The organism is Dictyobacter sp. Z7_2, from assembly GCF_057551105.1.
In genome coordinates, this window is the sequence record NZ_BAAJPE010000001.1 from 880,374 (window position 1) to 896,143 (window position 15,770).

Annotated in this window: 12 protein-coding genes; 7 read left to right on the plus strand and 5 right to left on the minus strand. The window is 43.3% G+C overall.

Going from position 1 to position 15,770, the window contains the following annotated elements:
- Positions 1 to 63: 63 nt before the first annotated feature.
- Genes AC27N8_RS03315 through AC27N8_RS03325 form a run of 3 tightly spaced genes read right to left on the minus strand, consistent with a single transcriptional unit; the run spans position 64 to position 7,620 of the window.
- A complete protein-coding gene (locus AC27N8_RS03315) occupies positions 64 to 2,913 on the minus strand; it encodes an RNaseH domain-containing protein (RefSeq protein WP_487063919.1) in 2,850 nt (949 codons plus the stop codon).
- A 19-nt stretch (positions 2,914 to 2,932) separates the two neighbouring features.
- Positions 2,933 to 6,454 carry a pPIWI_RE_Z domain-containing protein gene (locus AC27N8_RS03320; RefSeq protein ID WP_487063921.1) on the minus strand — a complete coding sequence of 1,174 codons (3,522 nt, stop codon included), beginning with the start codon at positions 6,452 to 6,454 and terminating at the stop codon, positions 2,933 to 2,935.
- 23 nt (positions 6,455 to 6,477) lie between these two features.
- Complete coding sequence (locus tag AC27N8_RS03325) at positions 6,478 to 7,620, minus strand: restriction endonuclease-related protein (protein WP_487063923.1); 1,143 nt, start codon at positions 7,618 to 7,620, stop codon at positions 6,478 to 6,480.
- 152 nt (positions 7,621 to 7,772) lie between these two features.
- Between AC27N8_RS03325 and AC27N8_RS03330 the strand changes: the two genes are divergently transcribed.
- Both AC27N8_RS03330 and AC27N8_RS03335 read left to right on the plus strand, forming a co-directional pair.
- On the plus strand, positions 7,773 to 8,147 hold the full coding sequence (locus AC27N8_RS03330) for a helix-turn-helix domain-containing protein (protein ID WP_487063925.1): 375 nt from the start codon (positions 7,773 to 7,775) through the stop codon (positions 8,145 to 8,147).
- Positions 8,148 to 8,699 (plus strand): ImmA/IrrE family metallo-endopeptidase, encoded by a 552-nt coding sequence (locus AC27N8_RS03335; protein ID WP_487063927.1) that lies wholly within the window; start codon positions 8,148 to 8,150, stop codon positions 8,697 to 8,699.
- Between the two features lie 24 nt (positions 8,700 to 8,723).
- Here AC27N8_RS03335 and AC27N8_RS03340 read toward each other — a convergent pair whose 3' ends face one another.
- Together AC27N8_RS03340 and AC27N8_RS03345 are read right to left on the minus strand one after the other, a co-directional pair.
- On the minus strand, positions 8,724 to 10,424 hold the full coding sequence (locus tag AC27N8_RS03340) for a phospholipase D-like domain-containing protein (RefSeq protein WP_487063929.1): 1,701 nt from the start codon (positions 10,422 to 10,424) through the stop codon (positions 8,724 to 8,726).
- A 77-nt stretch (positions 10,425 to 10,501) separates the two neighbouring features.
- Positions 10,502 to 11,467, minus strand: a complete 966-nt coding sequence (locus tag AC27N8_RS03345) for a DUF1998 domain-containing protein (RefSeq protein ID WP_487063931.1) — start codon at positions 11,465 to 11,467, stop codon at positions 10,502 to 10,504.
- A 154-nt stretch (positions 11,468 to 11,621) separates the two neighbouring features.
- On the opposite strand from AC27N8_RS03345, the gene AC27N8_RS03350 reads away from it, so the two are divergent.
- From AC27N8_RS03350 to AC27N8_RS03370, 5 genes are all read left to right on the plus strand, one after another.
- Positions 11,622 to 12,605 carry a hypothetical protein gene (locus tag AC27N8_RS03350; protein WP_487063933.1) on the plus strand — a complete coding sequence of 328 codons (984 nt, stop codon included), beginning with the start codon at positions 11,622 to 11,624 and terminating at the stop codon, positions 12,603 to 12,605.
- A gap of 116 nt (positions 12,606 to 12,721) precedes the next feature.
- On the plus strand, positions 12,722 to 13,303 hold the full coding sequence (locus tag AC27N8_RS03355; RefSeq protein WP_487063935.1) for an ATP-binding protein: 582 nt from the start codon (positions 12,722 to 12,724) through the stop codon (positions 13,301 to 13,303).
- Positions 13,304 to 13,550: 247 nt separating this feature from the next.
- Positions 13,551 to 13,739, plus strand: a complete 189-nt coding sequence (locus AC27N8_RS03360) for a hypothetical protein (protein ID WP_487063937.1) — start codon at positions 13,551 to 13,553, stop codon at positions 13,737 to 13,739.
- Between the two features lie 270 nt (positions 13,740 to 14,009).
- Positions 14,010 to 14,534 (plus strand): hypothetical protein, encoded by a 525-nt coding sequence (locus tag AC27N8_RS03365; RefSeq protein WP_487063939.1) that lies wholly within the window; start codon positions 14,010 to 14,012, stop codon positions 14,532 to 14,534.
- A gap of 42 nt (positions 14,535 to 14,576) precedes the next feature.
- Positions 14,577 to 15,761, plus strand: a complete 1,185-nt coding sequence (locus AC27N8_RS03370; RefSeq protein WP_487063941.1) for a trypsin-like serine peptidase — start codon at positions 14,577 to 14,579, stop codon at positions 15,759 to 15,761.
- The last annotated feature ends 9 nt before the right edge of the window (positions 15,762 to 15,770 follow it).

A 15,770-nucleotide genomic window follows, 5' to 3' on the forward strand; every position in this document is an offset into this window, starting at 1 on the left:
TGTTCTGAGAGGGAGCATTTATCTAAGAGATGGCCCAATTCTACTTTAGAGTCAGGGGGATTTTTAAATCTCGTCCTCATCTACATGACTATCTATAATGCAGAGCTGATCATCTATTATACACTTAGCCATATGCATGGGATAAGGAAGAACAATATTCCCACCTTCCCACGCAGGAGAGGTGCGCATGAAGTGAGGGATGTGACACCATGATTGTGGATCGTCATCTTTCTGTAAGAAAAACGGAACAAATTCAACCATTGTTTGATGCTTAAATGCAATTCCTCCTCCTTCATCTGTTTTGAATAGTCCTTGTTTCTGTTGTTGCCTCTTTGCAGTGACTGGTAATTTACCAATTGAGAGGTAGTGAAAAAATACGCTTTCGGCTTGGGTATCCACAAACCCAGTAAGGTAGTTGAAGTCTTTATCTTCTTCCAGCTGATCGTCTTCTGTTTCAGTTACAGTAAAGTATTGTGGCGTTTCTCCAGCTGTTCCTATCGTCCTTAAACGAATTATGCGTAGATTGGGCAAATCTTCTAAATTATAAAGATGCTCATATGTTTTTACATGCTTTAAATCAAGTTGATTCTTAATTCTATTTGTATTCGCAAATTGAGGTAAGACATTATAATTGCGCCAATCTTTAGCATTAAGCAAGACCAGTGTTGGTTTACTTCTTGTTTCTGTGAAAACTTGCGCGGCAAATTGTGCTTGCCTGTCTGGACTCAAAAGAATATCGGCCTCATTTGCCCTCATGAATATCTCGCCTATTAATTTTTTTGCCTCTAGGAATGGAAGCCATCGATAAGGATTATGTGGTAATAATGCCTGAAATGTACCGTCTGGACAGAGACGTATAGCCATTGGATAGTTCATCCTCGGCATGTTTTTGCGAAGCTTATAGAGAGCAATAACATGGAGTTGTTCTGCTTGTTCTTGTGGCAGGCCTGCCTTAATGTAGAGATCTACTGGAGCGTCATACACCAAACCTGTCTGACGATATAGGAGATCAGTAACGCTATTGCGTGCTCGTGACTGATTAGCTTTGCTTAATTCCCCTTCTTTATTTTGCTTGATTGGGAGATTCATTTGTGATGCTAAATTCAGCTTATTAGCCGCTCTGCGTACTGCCCCTTTAATGTTTTGTGATGGATGATAATTTTTAGTTTCTCGTAAAGTTTGTTTTTCTGGTTGAAACTCTCTGAGTCGACGTAGTTCAATCAACGCCAATCCAATTTCGTCACTGGCAGGCAATAAAGATTGTAGATATCTTTCCCATGCCTGTGTTTTATCTCTGAACGCCCTTTTCATTTGAGCCTTCCATTTTTGCTGAAAGTTTCGACGCTCAATCGGTAAAACATTTTTTTTGAAATGGTCCATTGGATTCAATAAACCTCCATCTAGAGGTTCTAGCAATTCATTAGGGATAGGTTCAGAAGGAATAACGAGCTTAATGCAGTCTGGCCATGCATCATTTGTATCTAGGAATAATGCTTGACGTATCTCCTGCTCCCAAGTTCTTTTTGTAATATCACTATGCCAGCAGAGGAGAAGAAAGATATTTTTATTTCCAGAAGCACGTTTTAATCCTTCAATGATGATCCTTTGTTGCTTAATTCTGTTTTGATGCTGACTATCTTCTTTGGTTTGGTCCCGCTGTTTCTTGATGAATTTTTTTGTCTGCATGTCTCCCATGTCATACATCATTAATGGAAGATGATTCAGATACAGTTGAGTTACTGATATATCTGAGGTAAGCGGTTGATGACATGAGAGCTCAAGCCCCAGTATTTTCTCTGCCGCATTGGCAACTTCTTGTAATTCAGCGAAATCGAAGCCTGTCTTGACATCGTGTTGAGGCCTAAAGCCTTCAGCGTGCACCACATAATATTCATCATAGCTTTGTGGACTCGCTTTGCGATAGCTTTGTGGTTGCTGTAGTACTTGCTCCGCTGGTATGAGATCTCGTGCCCGCATTGCAGATAAGAGCTGCGACAGATTGTCCTGCCAACGTGGATTTGAAGCTCCTCCTGCAACGGGGAGTGAAACCAGTGTTGGTGACCAACCCCAACCTGTTAAACGAGGACGATCGATACCAACACGAACGGTGACATCACGCTTCCAATTTGCATTTGTGAGTGAGGCATCTACATAACGAGTGCATCTTATGTACAAATGAATCCAGCGATGAGGACTACCTATCTGCGTTTGAAGACGAAATTCTAATTTGTAGGCAAATGTCCCCTCTTTTTCTTCCTTCGTGATAGGATCTTGATAACGAGAGGGAAATGGGTTGCTGACGACGCCAAGGCCATTATCACCATCTTGAGCCAGTCGCCAGCAGATTTCTTTCCCGTGAATAGTTGATTTTCTGCCAGCAAAAAGAGAAGCAAGTACACTGGGAATAGCTCTATATCCTAGCCCTGTTCCACTATCTAAATTGAGGAAAAGAGAGGCCGCATCAGTTTCAGACCAGCTTTGTATCGGGCATTGTAGTTTGTCGAGCAAGCGATTGTAGGCATCCCGACCGGTGTTTTTGATTGCTTGCTCAAATCGGCTTTGTCCCCATTGTTTTCCCCATTCGTATGTCAGGTCACTAATTTGTTCAGGATTTGGTCGTCGCTTAATATCAGTACCGACCACTAACATTTGTCGCTCGCTTTGCTTGGTTTCTGTATTCCATTGATACATAAATGGGTATGTCAACGTTGGTGCAAGCGCAGTCAATGCAGTATTGAGTCGACTATAGGGGGGATTTTCAATTTGATCGCGATTATGGATTTGCTTCATATTTTCCAAGAAGTCTCTACAATCTTGATCATACGCGAATGGTGAAGATGAGATTGCAAGATTACGTAGGTAGGTTTCATCCACACGAAAACGCATTGGCATAATAAGTGATTGTTGTCTCATAAATCCTCCACTTGCTACTTTATTTAATATCTGGAAAAAAGTTCTGAATATCTACCAGCGCATCGACGATTGATTCATAAAGCGCTTGCCCAATATCAGTCTGAGTATATTCCAGTAAAACTTCGATCATTGCAGTGAGCAGACTAGTTTTAGCTGCTTCCTTTATCGTTCCATCTAAAGCAGTTTTGGGTCCCCAAGCGGCATCAACAAAGTAGGCATGAAATGGCACGCCGCCACGTAACAGACGCCCACAAGCCTGGATAATCTGTCCTGCTGTTGTAGCAGCAAGATCAAAAAGTTCGCTATACGTCGTATCGTTATCGTCATGATCAAGCGTTGAGTAGTAGCTCCGTAATTCGGCTTTACGCCAGTACTCCCTGGCTTTTGTGCGTAGAGAGATAGCCTTTTTGAGCAATTCCTGTTCAGTCCAGGCCTCGAATTGTGTATCTTTACACCAGTCCAATGTACGACGATTCAACTCACGCGCTAGTGATTGTGTATCGGCAGGATAAGGCATTGGGCGTGTTAAAAAATAAATCGCTCCAAATGCTGCTTTTCCGTTCTGATTGAGAATGTTATAACCCCTCCCTATAGCTTGGAGTGGTGCAATAAGAATTTTTCCATTCGTCTGGGCAAAATCTTCAATATCACTGCGATAAATGATATCTTCTCGTAGTACTTCAGCTGCGCCTACCTCACTCCTGGACAGATAGCGAATTTCTCCTGGAGGGGCTGTTTGCCACTGGTTTATTGTCTGCAATTCTTTAAATGCCCATTCTGCTTGTTCATATGAATTCACTACCAAGAGTAAACGTTCTCTATCCTGCCAATACTGTGGTTCTTGCTGCCCCCATGTGTGTAACCATTCAAGCTCTTCCCCTAAGGCGCTTAAAGGTCGAGACTTGCTACTGGCCAACTCTCGTATGATATCTTTTATAGGCTGTAATTTATCGGGGGCACCAGAGACTCGAACAGGTACCAATGCATTGGTTTTATTTCTGACAAACTGGGGCTTATAAAAAAATTGGCTTTGTTTGATAGCTATTTGTGCTTCTAGGGCCGGGTCGAGTATACCCTGCGGCTGAATATCGATGTGCCAGCGTGAGGAATGAGGTAGCCATGAGGTTCCTGAAAGTGCTAATACATTGGGACCTCGCTTGCCATCGAGTTTGGTAAAGAGTTCGTGAAAGTGCAGAGTATACCAACGTCCAATATTGGGATAGGCGAAAACGGATAATCCTGAAGGGAGTGGGCGCTTTTTTTTCTCGCTCTGATCAATTTCCAGATCGTTGGAATAGTAGGTGCCAAAAATGCGACCAGTTGGGGGCACTGGTAAGATGTCTGCAAGATTACTTGGAGAACGTTCTAGCGAGTGCTCATTAAGGTCGGTAAGCATATTTTCGGGTTTATTGTACCATTCATAAAATACAATCCGAATATTGCGGTCCAGTATCATGACACTCAGCACGAATTCCAATCTTTGTGCAAGCGTGTCCAGGTCGTCTGGTGCCTCCTCTTTGAAGTTTTTTTCTATTTTTTGTCGTGCTAGCCAATCTACTTTTTTTTGTGCCAAAATTTGGAGTGTTTGCATAATCTTGGGCGTAAAATCTTGAATCCATGCCTGACACTCTTCTCGCACTGCAGTGTTATGAGCACTATCTCCGGCAGCAATGAGCATGCGCATAATCAGCGCTAGACGGTAAACTGGATCTTTTTGAACATTTTTTTGCGGTCTCCCCATAGTAATTGGATCGTACTGACTCAGTTTATCAAAGTAACGGACCATACTCTGAGCCTTTCGATTCGCATTGATACGATCCTGTCCTCGGCAATCATCAAAAGGAGGAAGATTGAGAAGACGCCAAGAGAGCTTGTAGGCAAGAGTCAGTGCAGTGAAGTAATTGCGTCCTATCCATTTGCGCAAAAGTACACCCTGCTCAATATCAGTCAAACCGCTAAGGATATTTGAGATGGATGTCAGAGATTGACGTTCTGCACCAACCCAGCGACGTGTCTGGGCCGGTTGAGTGCGCCGTGGAACCCATGCTTGAGCAGTCTCGACATCCTCAACGTCAAGTAGACCATCTATCCCATTTGTAAGCACAACCTCACCAGCAAAAAGATTATCAAACCATTCTTGTATAGTATCAACCTCGTCAAAGATAACGAGATCCGATTGCTCATAGGCAATATCACTCAAATGTCCCTTACGTTGTTCGATTTGAGTTGGCAGGCTGGAGTTGCCTAATGCGCCCGGCGTTGTAATCCAAATTCGTGCATTAGGGATATCTCTGTAAAGCTGCTTACTCGGACAAACGGCAAACAGTGGGCACGATTGATATGTTTTGCGTGAACCTGGTTTTTTCGGTTGTTTATAAAGTGTTTCACAAGGCTCTTTTCCCGGAAGTACAGAAACTGGTGGCTGGTCTGTAGCGAGCGCTTGCAGCGGACAAGCAGGATTTAGCCAACGCAAAGCCCAATGATCATCACGAAACTTACTAGAACGATAGAAGCGTTGAAGATGAATATCCCGTGTTGTGCGTCCAATTAAGGGGACGGCAACCGGTTTTTCTCCCCATGAGCAGAATAAAGTATTAATCTCATCAGCAAGATTAAGGGCGGACATAGTGTCCGCAACGATGAGAGTAACATGGAGATCTTTCTCTGGATGTAAGGCTGTATCAGCTATGATTATCTTTGAAAGATTTGATTTACCTGTTGCAACCGCACCTACAACATATGTGTATCCATTAAATTGTAACGGAATGGTGTTTTTAGGAGCGAGACTACCATCAGAAAGAATTGCACGATAGCTGATGAGATCAACGAGATCTATCCAACTTTTTCGGGAACCAAGAACTGTTTTTAATCCGCGTTGCTGGCGTATTTGTTCTAATTCAGCCGCGATAGCGAGTAGATCGTTATGTGAGTATTGTAAAGAGGTGCGAGCACGTGATTGAGTAAACCAGGGAATCGTTGTTACCGACAGATCTGCAATCTCTTCAGGAATCTCTATTTGAATAGTTTGTTTGCCCTGTCTTGTGATAGCATCAAAGTAAAAGACTTCGGCAGTTGCTGGCTTGATAGTTCTTTCTGCGAATGGTAATATCCCCTCAAGGGCAGTATCATAGACGATAAGGCGCTCATGATACCGTTGAGGATCAGGTCTATAGACCATTTGTTTCTCAAGATCATCTGGCTGCACCTGATAACAACGCCACGCTTGAATAATCGTTGCATATTCTCTCAGGGCATGTTCCCAATTGAAACGGCCAGAGAAGGGTAAAAGAATACGGGCGTTGGCAATTGCATGTTGTTGTTGTTCATCTAATGCCTCAAGTCTGGCATCTGGAATGGGTAAGTCACTGAGAAGCACCCAGAGCACCACAATGGGCTCATCAAGAAAGTCGAGTTTCTCAAGGAGCCTCAGTCCAAGTTCAACCATGAGAAGGAGCCGGTATTTCCCTTTGAGGGCACCATCTTCATCTTGATCTTTGAGCGTTTGCTCTAGTAGATGATACCATTTACTTCTATCGTACATGTCTCTCTCCCTGTACCTGCAATTTATTGAGACTCAACAAGTGATTTGAACTGCTTCTCACTAAGAATATGGACGTTGGGAGGTAATTGACCTGCGGCACGAAGTATACAGGCACGGTAGTCAGTCCGTTGCATTTCTCGATAAGATGGATAGACATAATACCACTGCTCCCACTTGAGTGCGTTCTCCGCAAGCTGTCGATTGTCCTGTGAAATGTGTCTTCCAAGTACAAAAGGATCTTTGTAGTCTTTGACATCCACGGCCCAATTGAAGTTTTGGAAGAGAAGTTGTAGATCGTAACGGTCCACACCAGGCCATAAAACGACATGCTGCAATTTTGGCATACTTGGTTGTACATCTTGTGTCAGCCATTGATAGAGTTGTATCTCTGTAAGCCCTGGAATATGAGTTCGAAGATGAATGCCTCTTTTTAAAACCAGAGGGACATTATTTGGATCGAGATCTTGCCATCCTTGCAGTCCTGGGCAACGCCCCTGGCAAGCATTCGGTTTGATACTTCCCAGTCGGTTATGACGCTGGTACAATGGACCACACAAAGGACAATTCCAATAGCGGAATTCCTTCATGCCCGATTTTTTATAAAGGAGTGCTGTATTCAGCGATCGGCTCTCCTGGTACAGAGCACCAATATCTTGGATTTTAATGGAGCGAAGATGACGGAAGTGCTGACGAATCTCTTCACTGCTTGTCCAGGGATGTGTGATTACAAACTGTCTGATGGAGGAGTACTCACTACATGCGGTGACCGGATCAGTTATATATGCACTTCTAGCAGCATTGAGGATATTGATCATAAGTTGATTGTCAAGAATTATTTGGATATCTTGCAGAGATGCTTCTCCAGGAAGCTTATATGCAAGCAAAAAATCTATGACTTGGTCGTCTAACTCACCTTCGTAAAGCAATTCGAATTGTGGATCAATTCCATCAGGTAAGGTGCCAGGCCACCATTGCTCAAGTGGTTTTTCAAAGAGGCTGAAAAGGTCTGTGATAGTACTAGGATACAATGTAAGCAGAGCGAGCGATAATTGATGTTGAGCATAGGTTAGCTCAGGTGGATAGGGATATTTTTGCTCACTTCCAGCATACTTTGCCAGACCGATCGCAAGGTAGGGGAAAACATTCTCCGGTAAAATTCTTACCATACGTAAAACATCCTTCTGTAATTTGATCTTGTGTTCCAGATATGGTACACTGTTTCATATCAGAAACACAAAGCAAGTATACATCATCTTTATTGATTGTGCAATACATGAAACGGCGTTTCTAAAATGAAGAGGCCCATTGTGAGGGAACGATGACAAAAGAATTAGATATACATTATCTGGCAGGTCTTATCAAGACCAAACGAAAAAATCGTGGGTTACGAGAGACTGCTCAGGAAATTGGAGGTGTGAGTCCATCAACATTGTCGCGCATTGAAAATGGAAAAGTGCCCGATATGGATACCTTTCTGCGCATCTGTGATTGGTTACAAGTTTCCTCTGAGGAATTTATTAAGGAGAAAGAGACAGATGAGCAGCAACAACAAGATACAATAAGTAATGTGGATCGTATTGAAGGCTATCTACGCGCCGATAGGGAGCTGGCTCCTGAGACCGCCGATGCATTGGCAAAGATAGTCAAGGCAGCTTATCAAGCTGCTACAGAGGGTAAATTAAGGAACGAATAAATGAAAGTTTTAGATAGAAAAACAATGGATTGGTGTGAAAATGAGAGTGTACGCGTGCGAAGGATGTTGAAATTATATGCTTATGATCCTTTACCTGCTCGGCGTCTAGCACAGCATTTAAAAATCCCAATCATAAGTCCAACAGATATTCCTAATGTCGACGAGGTAACCCTACAATCTTTGCTTGGAGAAGACTCTGGTTGGTCAGCAATCACTGTTCCAGTTGAAGAAAAAAAGCATTTAATTATTTATAATCCAACCCATGCGGCAACTCGTTATGAGTCAAATGTGATGCATGAACTAGCTCATTTATTATTGGGCCATGAGCCTATTCGGTTGCGTCAGCTTTCATCTGGTTTACCTACTCGTGAGTATCGTGTTGAGGATGAGAAAGGAGCTGAATATTTGGGTGGCTCTCTACAGATTTCTTCTCAGGGTCTTGACTGGGCCAGCCAGCGAGGTCTGACGTCTTTAGAGACGGCTCAACACTTTGGCGCGAGTCTGCAAATGGTGCGTTATCGCTGCAACATGACAGGAAGAAAGCTCCTTTAAGTAAATATTTTGTCTGTTCATTTTTTATTCCTCGATGTGTTGAAACTCATGTCGCCAAGTAGCAACCAAGGGATCCTGTGTCTCGGCAGGTAGAAGCAATAACGAATCCATATGTACGTCTATACACAGTTGCCAGGTGTGGCTGGCATTTTGCGATCCGAGAAGCGCTTGCCAAAGAGCTTTATAGTCAAGAGTAATCACGATACTGGGGCCGACAAGAGTACAATCGGTGCCAGGAAGCTCTACTTCTGATCGTATGCCGGATGCTTCCAACAAAAAGTGGATAGATGAAATCGCTCCTGGTGTGTCTAGACGTATATTGAGTATGGTTGGGCGATACTTCTTTTTATCTAGAACTATATACGGACCATATTTAGAGATGCTATTTTTTTGTTCCTCGTGCAGGCTATACCATTGTTGTTCTACTTGATGCAACGCTGCAATCAGTTGACTATGTTCCACTATGATAGACGATATAGGGCGTTTGGACGGTGAGAACAGCAACGGTATATTTGCCTGAGTGCCAATCAGAACAGGTGATTGCTTGGTGAATGTGCGATCTGGCTTGGATAGATATAATTGCGGCTGCTGGCCTTCTTTGTGATACAGAAGATTTAACTCTTGAGTTATAGCCTGGAATTGATGCCGCGAATATTGGATGCCCCATAATGCTGATAAAAGTTGTGCTATCTGCCGAAAATGGATACTTAGCGACCAGCTTTGTGTGGTATCCCTACTCTGTCCAGGCACAGTCGCTTGTGAAAGACGTTTGCCATCAGCCCAGTTGAGCTGGAGATACTGTGTAGTTGGCAGTGATATCCAACTTATTTTGAGGAAGAGAGTCTCTGTGGGACCAGGATCAGTCGTCCAATCATTAGTGCGTGGATATATCCAGGTGAGTGCTTGCCTGAATCGTTCTATTGAGATGGAATGAATAGTCTCGGCTGGCAAGATTGAAACTTGAGGAATATCAAAGAGTGAGGGAGCTTCTTCGACATGTTTCTTTTTTTTGCGAGCAGGCACAGGTTGCGAATATTGAAAAATGGTAGTTGATCCTGATAAGGATTTATTCTCAATCGGCGGAGTTAACTTTTTCACTGTATATCTTTTGCCAACTTTGGGAGCCTTCCCGACTTTCTTCTCAATTGCTTGGCGCTTTACTTGCGTTTCTTGCTCTAAAGCGACGGAGGCTATCTGTGTCTGGTGTACCCATTCAGCCATGGCGGTAAGTTGACTATCAGTAATCAGTTCAGCATATTCCCAGAGGGGTTGCCAATCTTGCTGGATCTTTTTAATCATATCTGGATGAGTGACAGCAAGTTCGTACTCAACATTTGTGTCCAGCCCTGATGGCGTTGCGTTGCCTGAACCAACGATAGCGACATGGTTATCAACGATCCAGATCTTTGCATGGACATTGTTGATACTACGGATTTCAGTATGACAATCCTTGATCTCGCGATTCCACTGATTGATGTGCTGGAGCGCTGCTATATCTGATGATCCGCTAATGAATTCCTCAGGCAGGCTTCTTGTGATGACATGAATTTCTAGTGGCAGAGACGAATCTCGCTGGAGAATCGCCTCATGTATCTGCTGGACAATGGCTTCTTTAATATATGGGCTGACGATAAAAAGTTTTTGCTGAACTTTCTTGAGTGCGGATACGAGTGTTTCACGCCAGGGAGATGAAATTGTTTCGATCCATGAGTATATCTCATCCATCTTTTTGCTTCTTTTCTATGCAGAATGATTTTAATGCGCTGCGAGCCACAAAAACGCGGCCTTCACGATGGCTTTTGCTAACGTGCGATTGAAATGACATCAGTTAGTTGGTGGAGTGTCTCTATAACCAGCTTTTTGTCCAGTAAGGTATGCTCGCGTTGGTTACGGTAGTTACGTAAACAGCGATAGCAGGAATCAACACACTCGCACTGTTCAAGGAGTTCGAGAGCTGCACCGGCTGCTTTCGGGAGCATACGTGAGAGTCGCTCCACATAGCCTGCTCCCCCTGGAACATCATCATACAGCACTATTTGACGCGCTGGCTGATTCTCGCGTGGCATACTGCGTGTGAAGCCTGCAATCTCACCCGCTTCGGTTTGTAGAGCGAGATTGGCCCCTAATGTCAGGGCATTCCGGAGGGTGATCAGATATTTGTCGGCTTCTGAGGAAGTATTCGTAGCGCCTGGAACATCTATTTCCAGTACATCTGTTTCTAACTTATAGGCCAGATGGAAGAAGCGCACGATGCCTGCACATTTCTTACGATGGCGTAGATCCCATCCTTCTTGATGCGAATCTCTCCACTGCCCACAGGTAGTGCAGATGCCAAAACCCATCGGTGATTTATCACCTCCGCGATAAAATCCAGTGTTGACAGCAAAGATAGTGGTATTGCGATGATAGGTGACATCAAAGCCGGCAGGACCAAGACTTCTTTTGCCTGATGCTCCTTCATTCAAGAGATATTCATGGGTATCGTAACCTTCACTGGCTCGTGATTCTTCGGCTGCGGTAATACTTCGGTTCTTGATGCCCATAAAGGAGCGAGCTTCTACAAATGAGTAGACTTCAAATTTTTTTCCACAGGTTTTACAGTATTGGTGGTCGGTGGGAATAAATGTGACACTACTACAGTGGGAACAAAAGCGATAGTGCATATCCTGATCGGGTGTATCGCTGCGTTGGAAATCGAGACCACGGATGACATAGACATTCCCATCGCAATAGACGAGATTCCCAGGTGCAAATTCAATCAGTCCCATATCTTATACGGCGATCCCTTTACTTGTCGCACTTGGCTATATTGAGGTTGATGCCTCAGACAAAACAAATATCTATACGATCCACCTGGCGCAGATCCAACGAGGTATCGACTATCCTCCAAAAGCATCGGAATTTCTGCTGACATTACACCAGTTGATTGACGACGGAAATACATCCGAGAAGTGGCGGAAATACTTCGGACGCCTGGCGGCAATGTTTCCGATAGATAGCGGAAATGCCACCGATTGCGAAATGATGCCTCTCACTGCCTGCGAAGAGGGGCGAAGGCCCTTTTTATCACAAGACAAGAGTAAAAAGAAGAAGAACGATCCTGGAAAGATACAAGGAGTAGCTAGACAGGCAGCAGAGATGCAAAAAAAAGCTATGGCGAACATTGCTGCTACTGCTCAACCATCATCAAAAAAAATCTCAAGAGATATTTCACCTCAGAAGCAATATAATTCTGAACAAGTAAGCGAAGTTCCACAACCGCCCGATGTTACCGAAGCGAGAACAGCACAAACCGTGCTCCGACTGATTGCATCTCTTCGCGGCCACACTTTTGGCGAATCAGAGCGCTTACAACAAACACGAGCAGCGGTAATTCTCATGAGCTTACAGCCAGAATTAAGTCTTCAAGACGTAAAGAATGCCTGGCTGCACGGTTCAGATGACTACTGGAGAAAGAAGTATGATCAATGTGGCATGACTGTCACTGATTTAGCCCATCATAATAGCCATGGGAAACGTCGTGTTATCGCGGCATTAGAACATAAACAACGTCAGGAACGAGTGTCCGCATATCAAGAATCCCATCCAGACATCAGGCGATATACCGAACATCCACCGTCTCCAGTGACCATTGAATATACAAGGCCCGAGCACACCATGACGGAGCAGGAGGCTCAGCAACTTGCCATCCAAGTAACAAGTGAAGGTCAAAAACATCAATACAACCTTATAGCATGCAGTGCCTGCGAACAGCATCGCTGGGTTGTAAAAGTGCATGTGGAGCACCATATCTTGACCATCCACAGTCCATCCGAGTGGCCGCAAACGTTTACAGGTATTCATGAAGTGCTGCAATTGAGAGAAAAGCTTCGCACGGGAAAGGGAGAGCTTGTATGCATCAAGTAGAGCTTCAGTTACAAGTGTGTCCCCAGTGCAAAGGTGCAGGCTATCTTCGCATCGATGTCCCCTATGGGCATGCACAATTTGGGAAGGCTGTTCCTTGTCAATGTAAGCGTGAACACATGAAGCAGCAACAGCTACAATATCTCATAAATGTATCAGGTTTACATACCTTGAAGCGTTTTCGTTCAGCCTCTTTTGACACATACAATCCTTTTGTCCAAGGCGTTCGTGATGCCTATATGGAGGCAATGGCGTTTGCTTGCCAACCAACAGGGTGGCTCGTGCTTATTGGCGAATATGGATGTGGCAAGACCCATCTTGCCGTGTCCATTGCCAAGAAGCAGCTTGAAGAGAGAAATCTAGTCTTATTTCTCGTTGTTCCTCGTTTACTCGACTATTTGCGTGCCGCATTTTCTCCTCGTTCAGAACAAGAATATGATGAACGATTTCAACAGCTGTGCGATGCGACTCTGCTGCTCTTAGATGATTTCGGAGCGCAAAACAATACACCCTGGGCAAACGACAAGCTTTTTCAATTATTAAATTACCGCTACAATGCCCATGCGCCAACAGTCATTACCATGAATACTGATAGTTGGGAAAAGATGGAGCCTCGCTTGTATTCGCGTTTCATGGATAAAAATCTTGTACATGTAATCAAAATGGATCACACGCAAGACTATCGTATTCATGGACAGTGATACGACAGTGGTAATGAATGTCGTCATACGTCAACAATATTTCCTGTAGATGAGCATTTGCCGAGAGGAAATTTTCGTGCTCTGTTTATTCATCCAGTCTCGGATCGAGAGCCTGACAAATTGAGCATGTTATTGGCTGCCGTTGCGAAGAAGCGTAGAGAGGTGCTTAAACGTAAGCAATCGTAATGTTTTTTGTATTGTACGAGCGAAAGTTATTATATGCACTGTTAAACGGAGAAACAAACCTATGGACCCACTACGTGAGGAAATCAAGGGACACATACCACGCGTAGAGACGGAACAACCCGCAGCATCATATGGATTATTGGTTATAACTACTGAGTATAATGAGGGGAAGATAACCCTACAGGAATGGATGACCTTGTCGCGGCAGTGGGCATTACAGATCATCAAACAATATGGGAAGGCTGAATAAGCCTTCCCTTTTTTTACTCCAACATGACAAGTATATAGACAAGATTTGCTATCGTCAATAGAGAGAAATAAATACTGGTAGGAGTCTAAATGTCAATGAAATAGATCGTAAGAGGATAACCCTTTTGCTTGTTCCTCATGTAGAAATGTGTCATTATATAGACATGTGTTTTATCTGATGAAAAGCTTGTTGAGCAAGTGTATTTGCTAGAGCAAATATATGATCGAATCTGTAGGTTTTTAGATAGCTTCTGTACGAGGAATTGCTATCATGCCCGATAGATCGAAAGCTGATCAAGGATCGGTGGTTTTTGCTGGACAACTTCGCACTACTCTTATATGTGCGCGTGTTTGCTATGCTGCTGTAAAGTCATTAGGAACCACTCTTGCGCATACACAAAAACGAATCAAAAGCGAGGGAGTAATATCTCCTCAGCTATGTATACCCATTATCGATGGCGTTGGCACAATACAAAAACCAGTACAAGAGCTTTATACCGTACTGGAAAAGCGTCCCCTTCTTCCAAAGCCACTGCTTGACAAACGTTTAGAGATAATGCGAATTTTGCATAATGTTAACCTTCAAGCAGAAAATATGAAAACAACCACTGAAACGTTCTACGAGAGCATTTTGCCAACAAAACAACCTGGTTTCATTCAAAAATCTGATATATTAAGAAAACTATCAGATTTTCTGAAATCGTTGGATACTCTTAAGCGTCTATTGAGAAAAGGATTTGGGAAAGAATTAGAAGGCGCAAAAAAAGAAAAGCCGTCTGTTTCTTCCCATGCCTAGAAGATTGTGGCTTCAACCGTCAGTACAAATGGAGGAATAAGAATGACATGGGATAACTTGCCATCAGATTACACACTTCATACGCCCTCTCAACCAAAACCGATAAAGAGCTCTGTAAAGGAACAGCTGGCGCACATTGTAATAAAGCACGCAACCTCTTCGCCAGGCGATCCCAATGACTTTTTCGATGATCTCGTCAAAAGAGCTGATATACCAGATTCTTGGAAATGGGAACGAGTTGGTAGCTGGAAAAAAAGTCCTGTATATAATGCTAGAGATTTAATTGACTGGTGTCTTACAAAGGGTACGAATCCTGAAAATCAACATCCACATTTTACTGTTTTTGGAAGTGTATTAACTCTTCTCTTGCAAGAAGTTGGAATCGACGAAGCGGCAATAATTGCGGGGCTGTTGGTAATATATCACCATTGTCTAGATCAATCTGAGAGGGAAAATTTGGCTATTCGTTACCAAATTCCTCTTTTGATGGAAACCCAAAGAGGATATATTGATGCATCTTTATCTCAACCGTGGCAAGGCCCTCCACCGATAGATGATGTGGTACTTCAAAGCTTTTTAAAACCTGATCCTCAACTGCTTGATGTAGGTTTTTTAATGCAAGCTGTTGCACGAGCATCGGCTGTATGTCGTATAGAGTTGCCAGGTCGTCAAGGAACAGGCTTTTTAATTACACAGAATTTATTGTTGACAAATTATCATATTTTTAAGAAAGCCGAGAACGACGATCTAGATGAGAACGTACGTGTAGCCAAATTCCGCTTTGGATGTATCACATCAAATAAAGGAGCAGAGAATAAATTTGAAGCCAAAGGAATTATCGATCAAAGCCCAATACATGAGCTGGATTACCTATTATTACAAATAGAAGATAAGGTTTTACAAACTCCAGGTATCACATTTGTTCCTTTCTCTTCTCGAACCGTCAATAAAGATACATGCATTCATATATTGCAACATCCCAAGGAAGAGACAATGAAGATTGCAATTAGTAGTAATGGCGTAACTGAAGTGTATCATGATAGTGGTTTTGTACAATATGTAACCAAGGCTGTTTCTGGATCAAGTGGTGCACCATGTTTTAATGATGAGTGGGAAGTGGTAGCGTTGCATCACGCTGAACGTTCCAAATCCTTTGGTAGTGTGAGGGAGGGAATACTCTTCAGCACCATCTACAAACGGATTGAACAATTGGACTTGACCCGCTAGGATGGATAT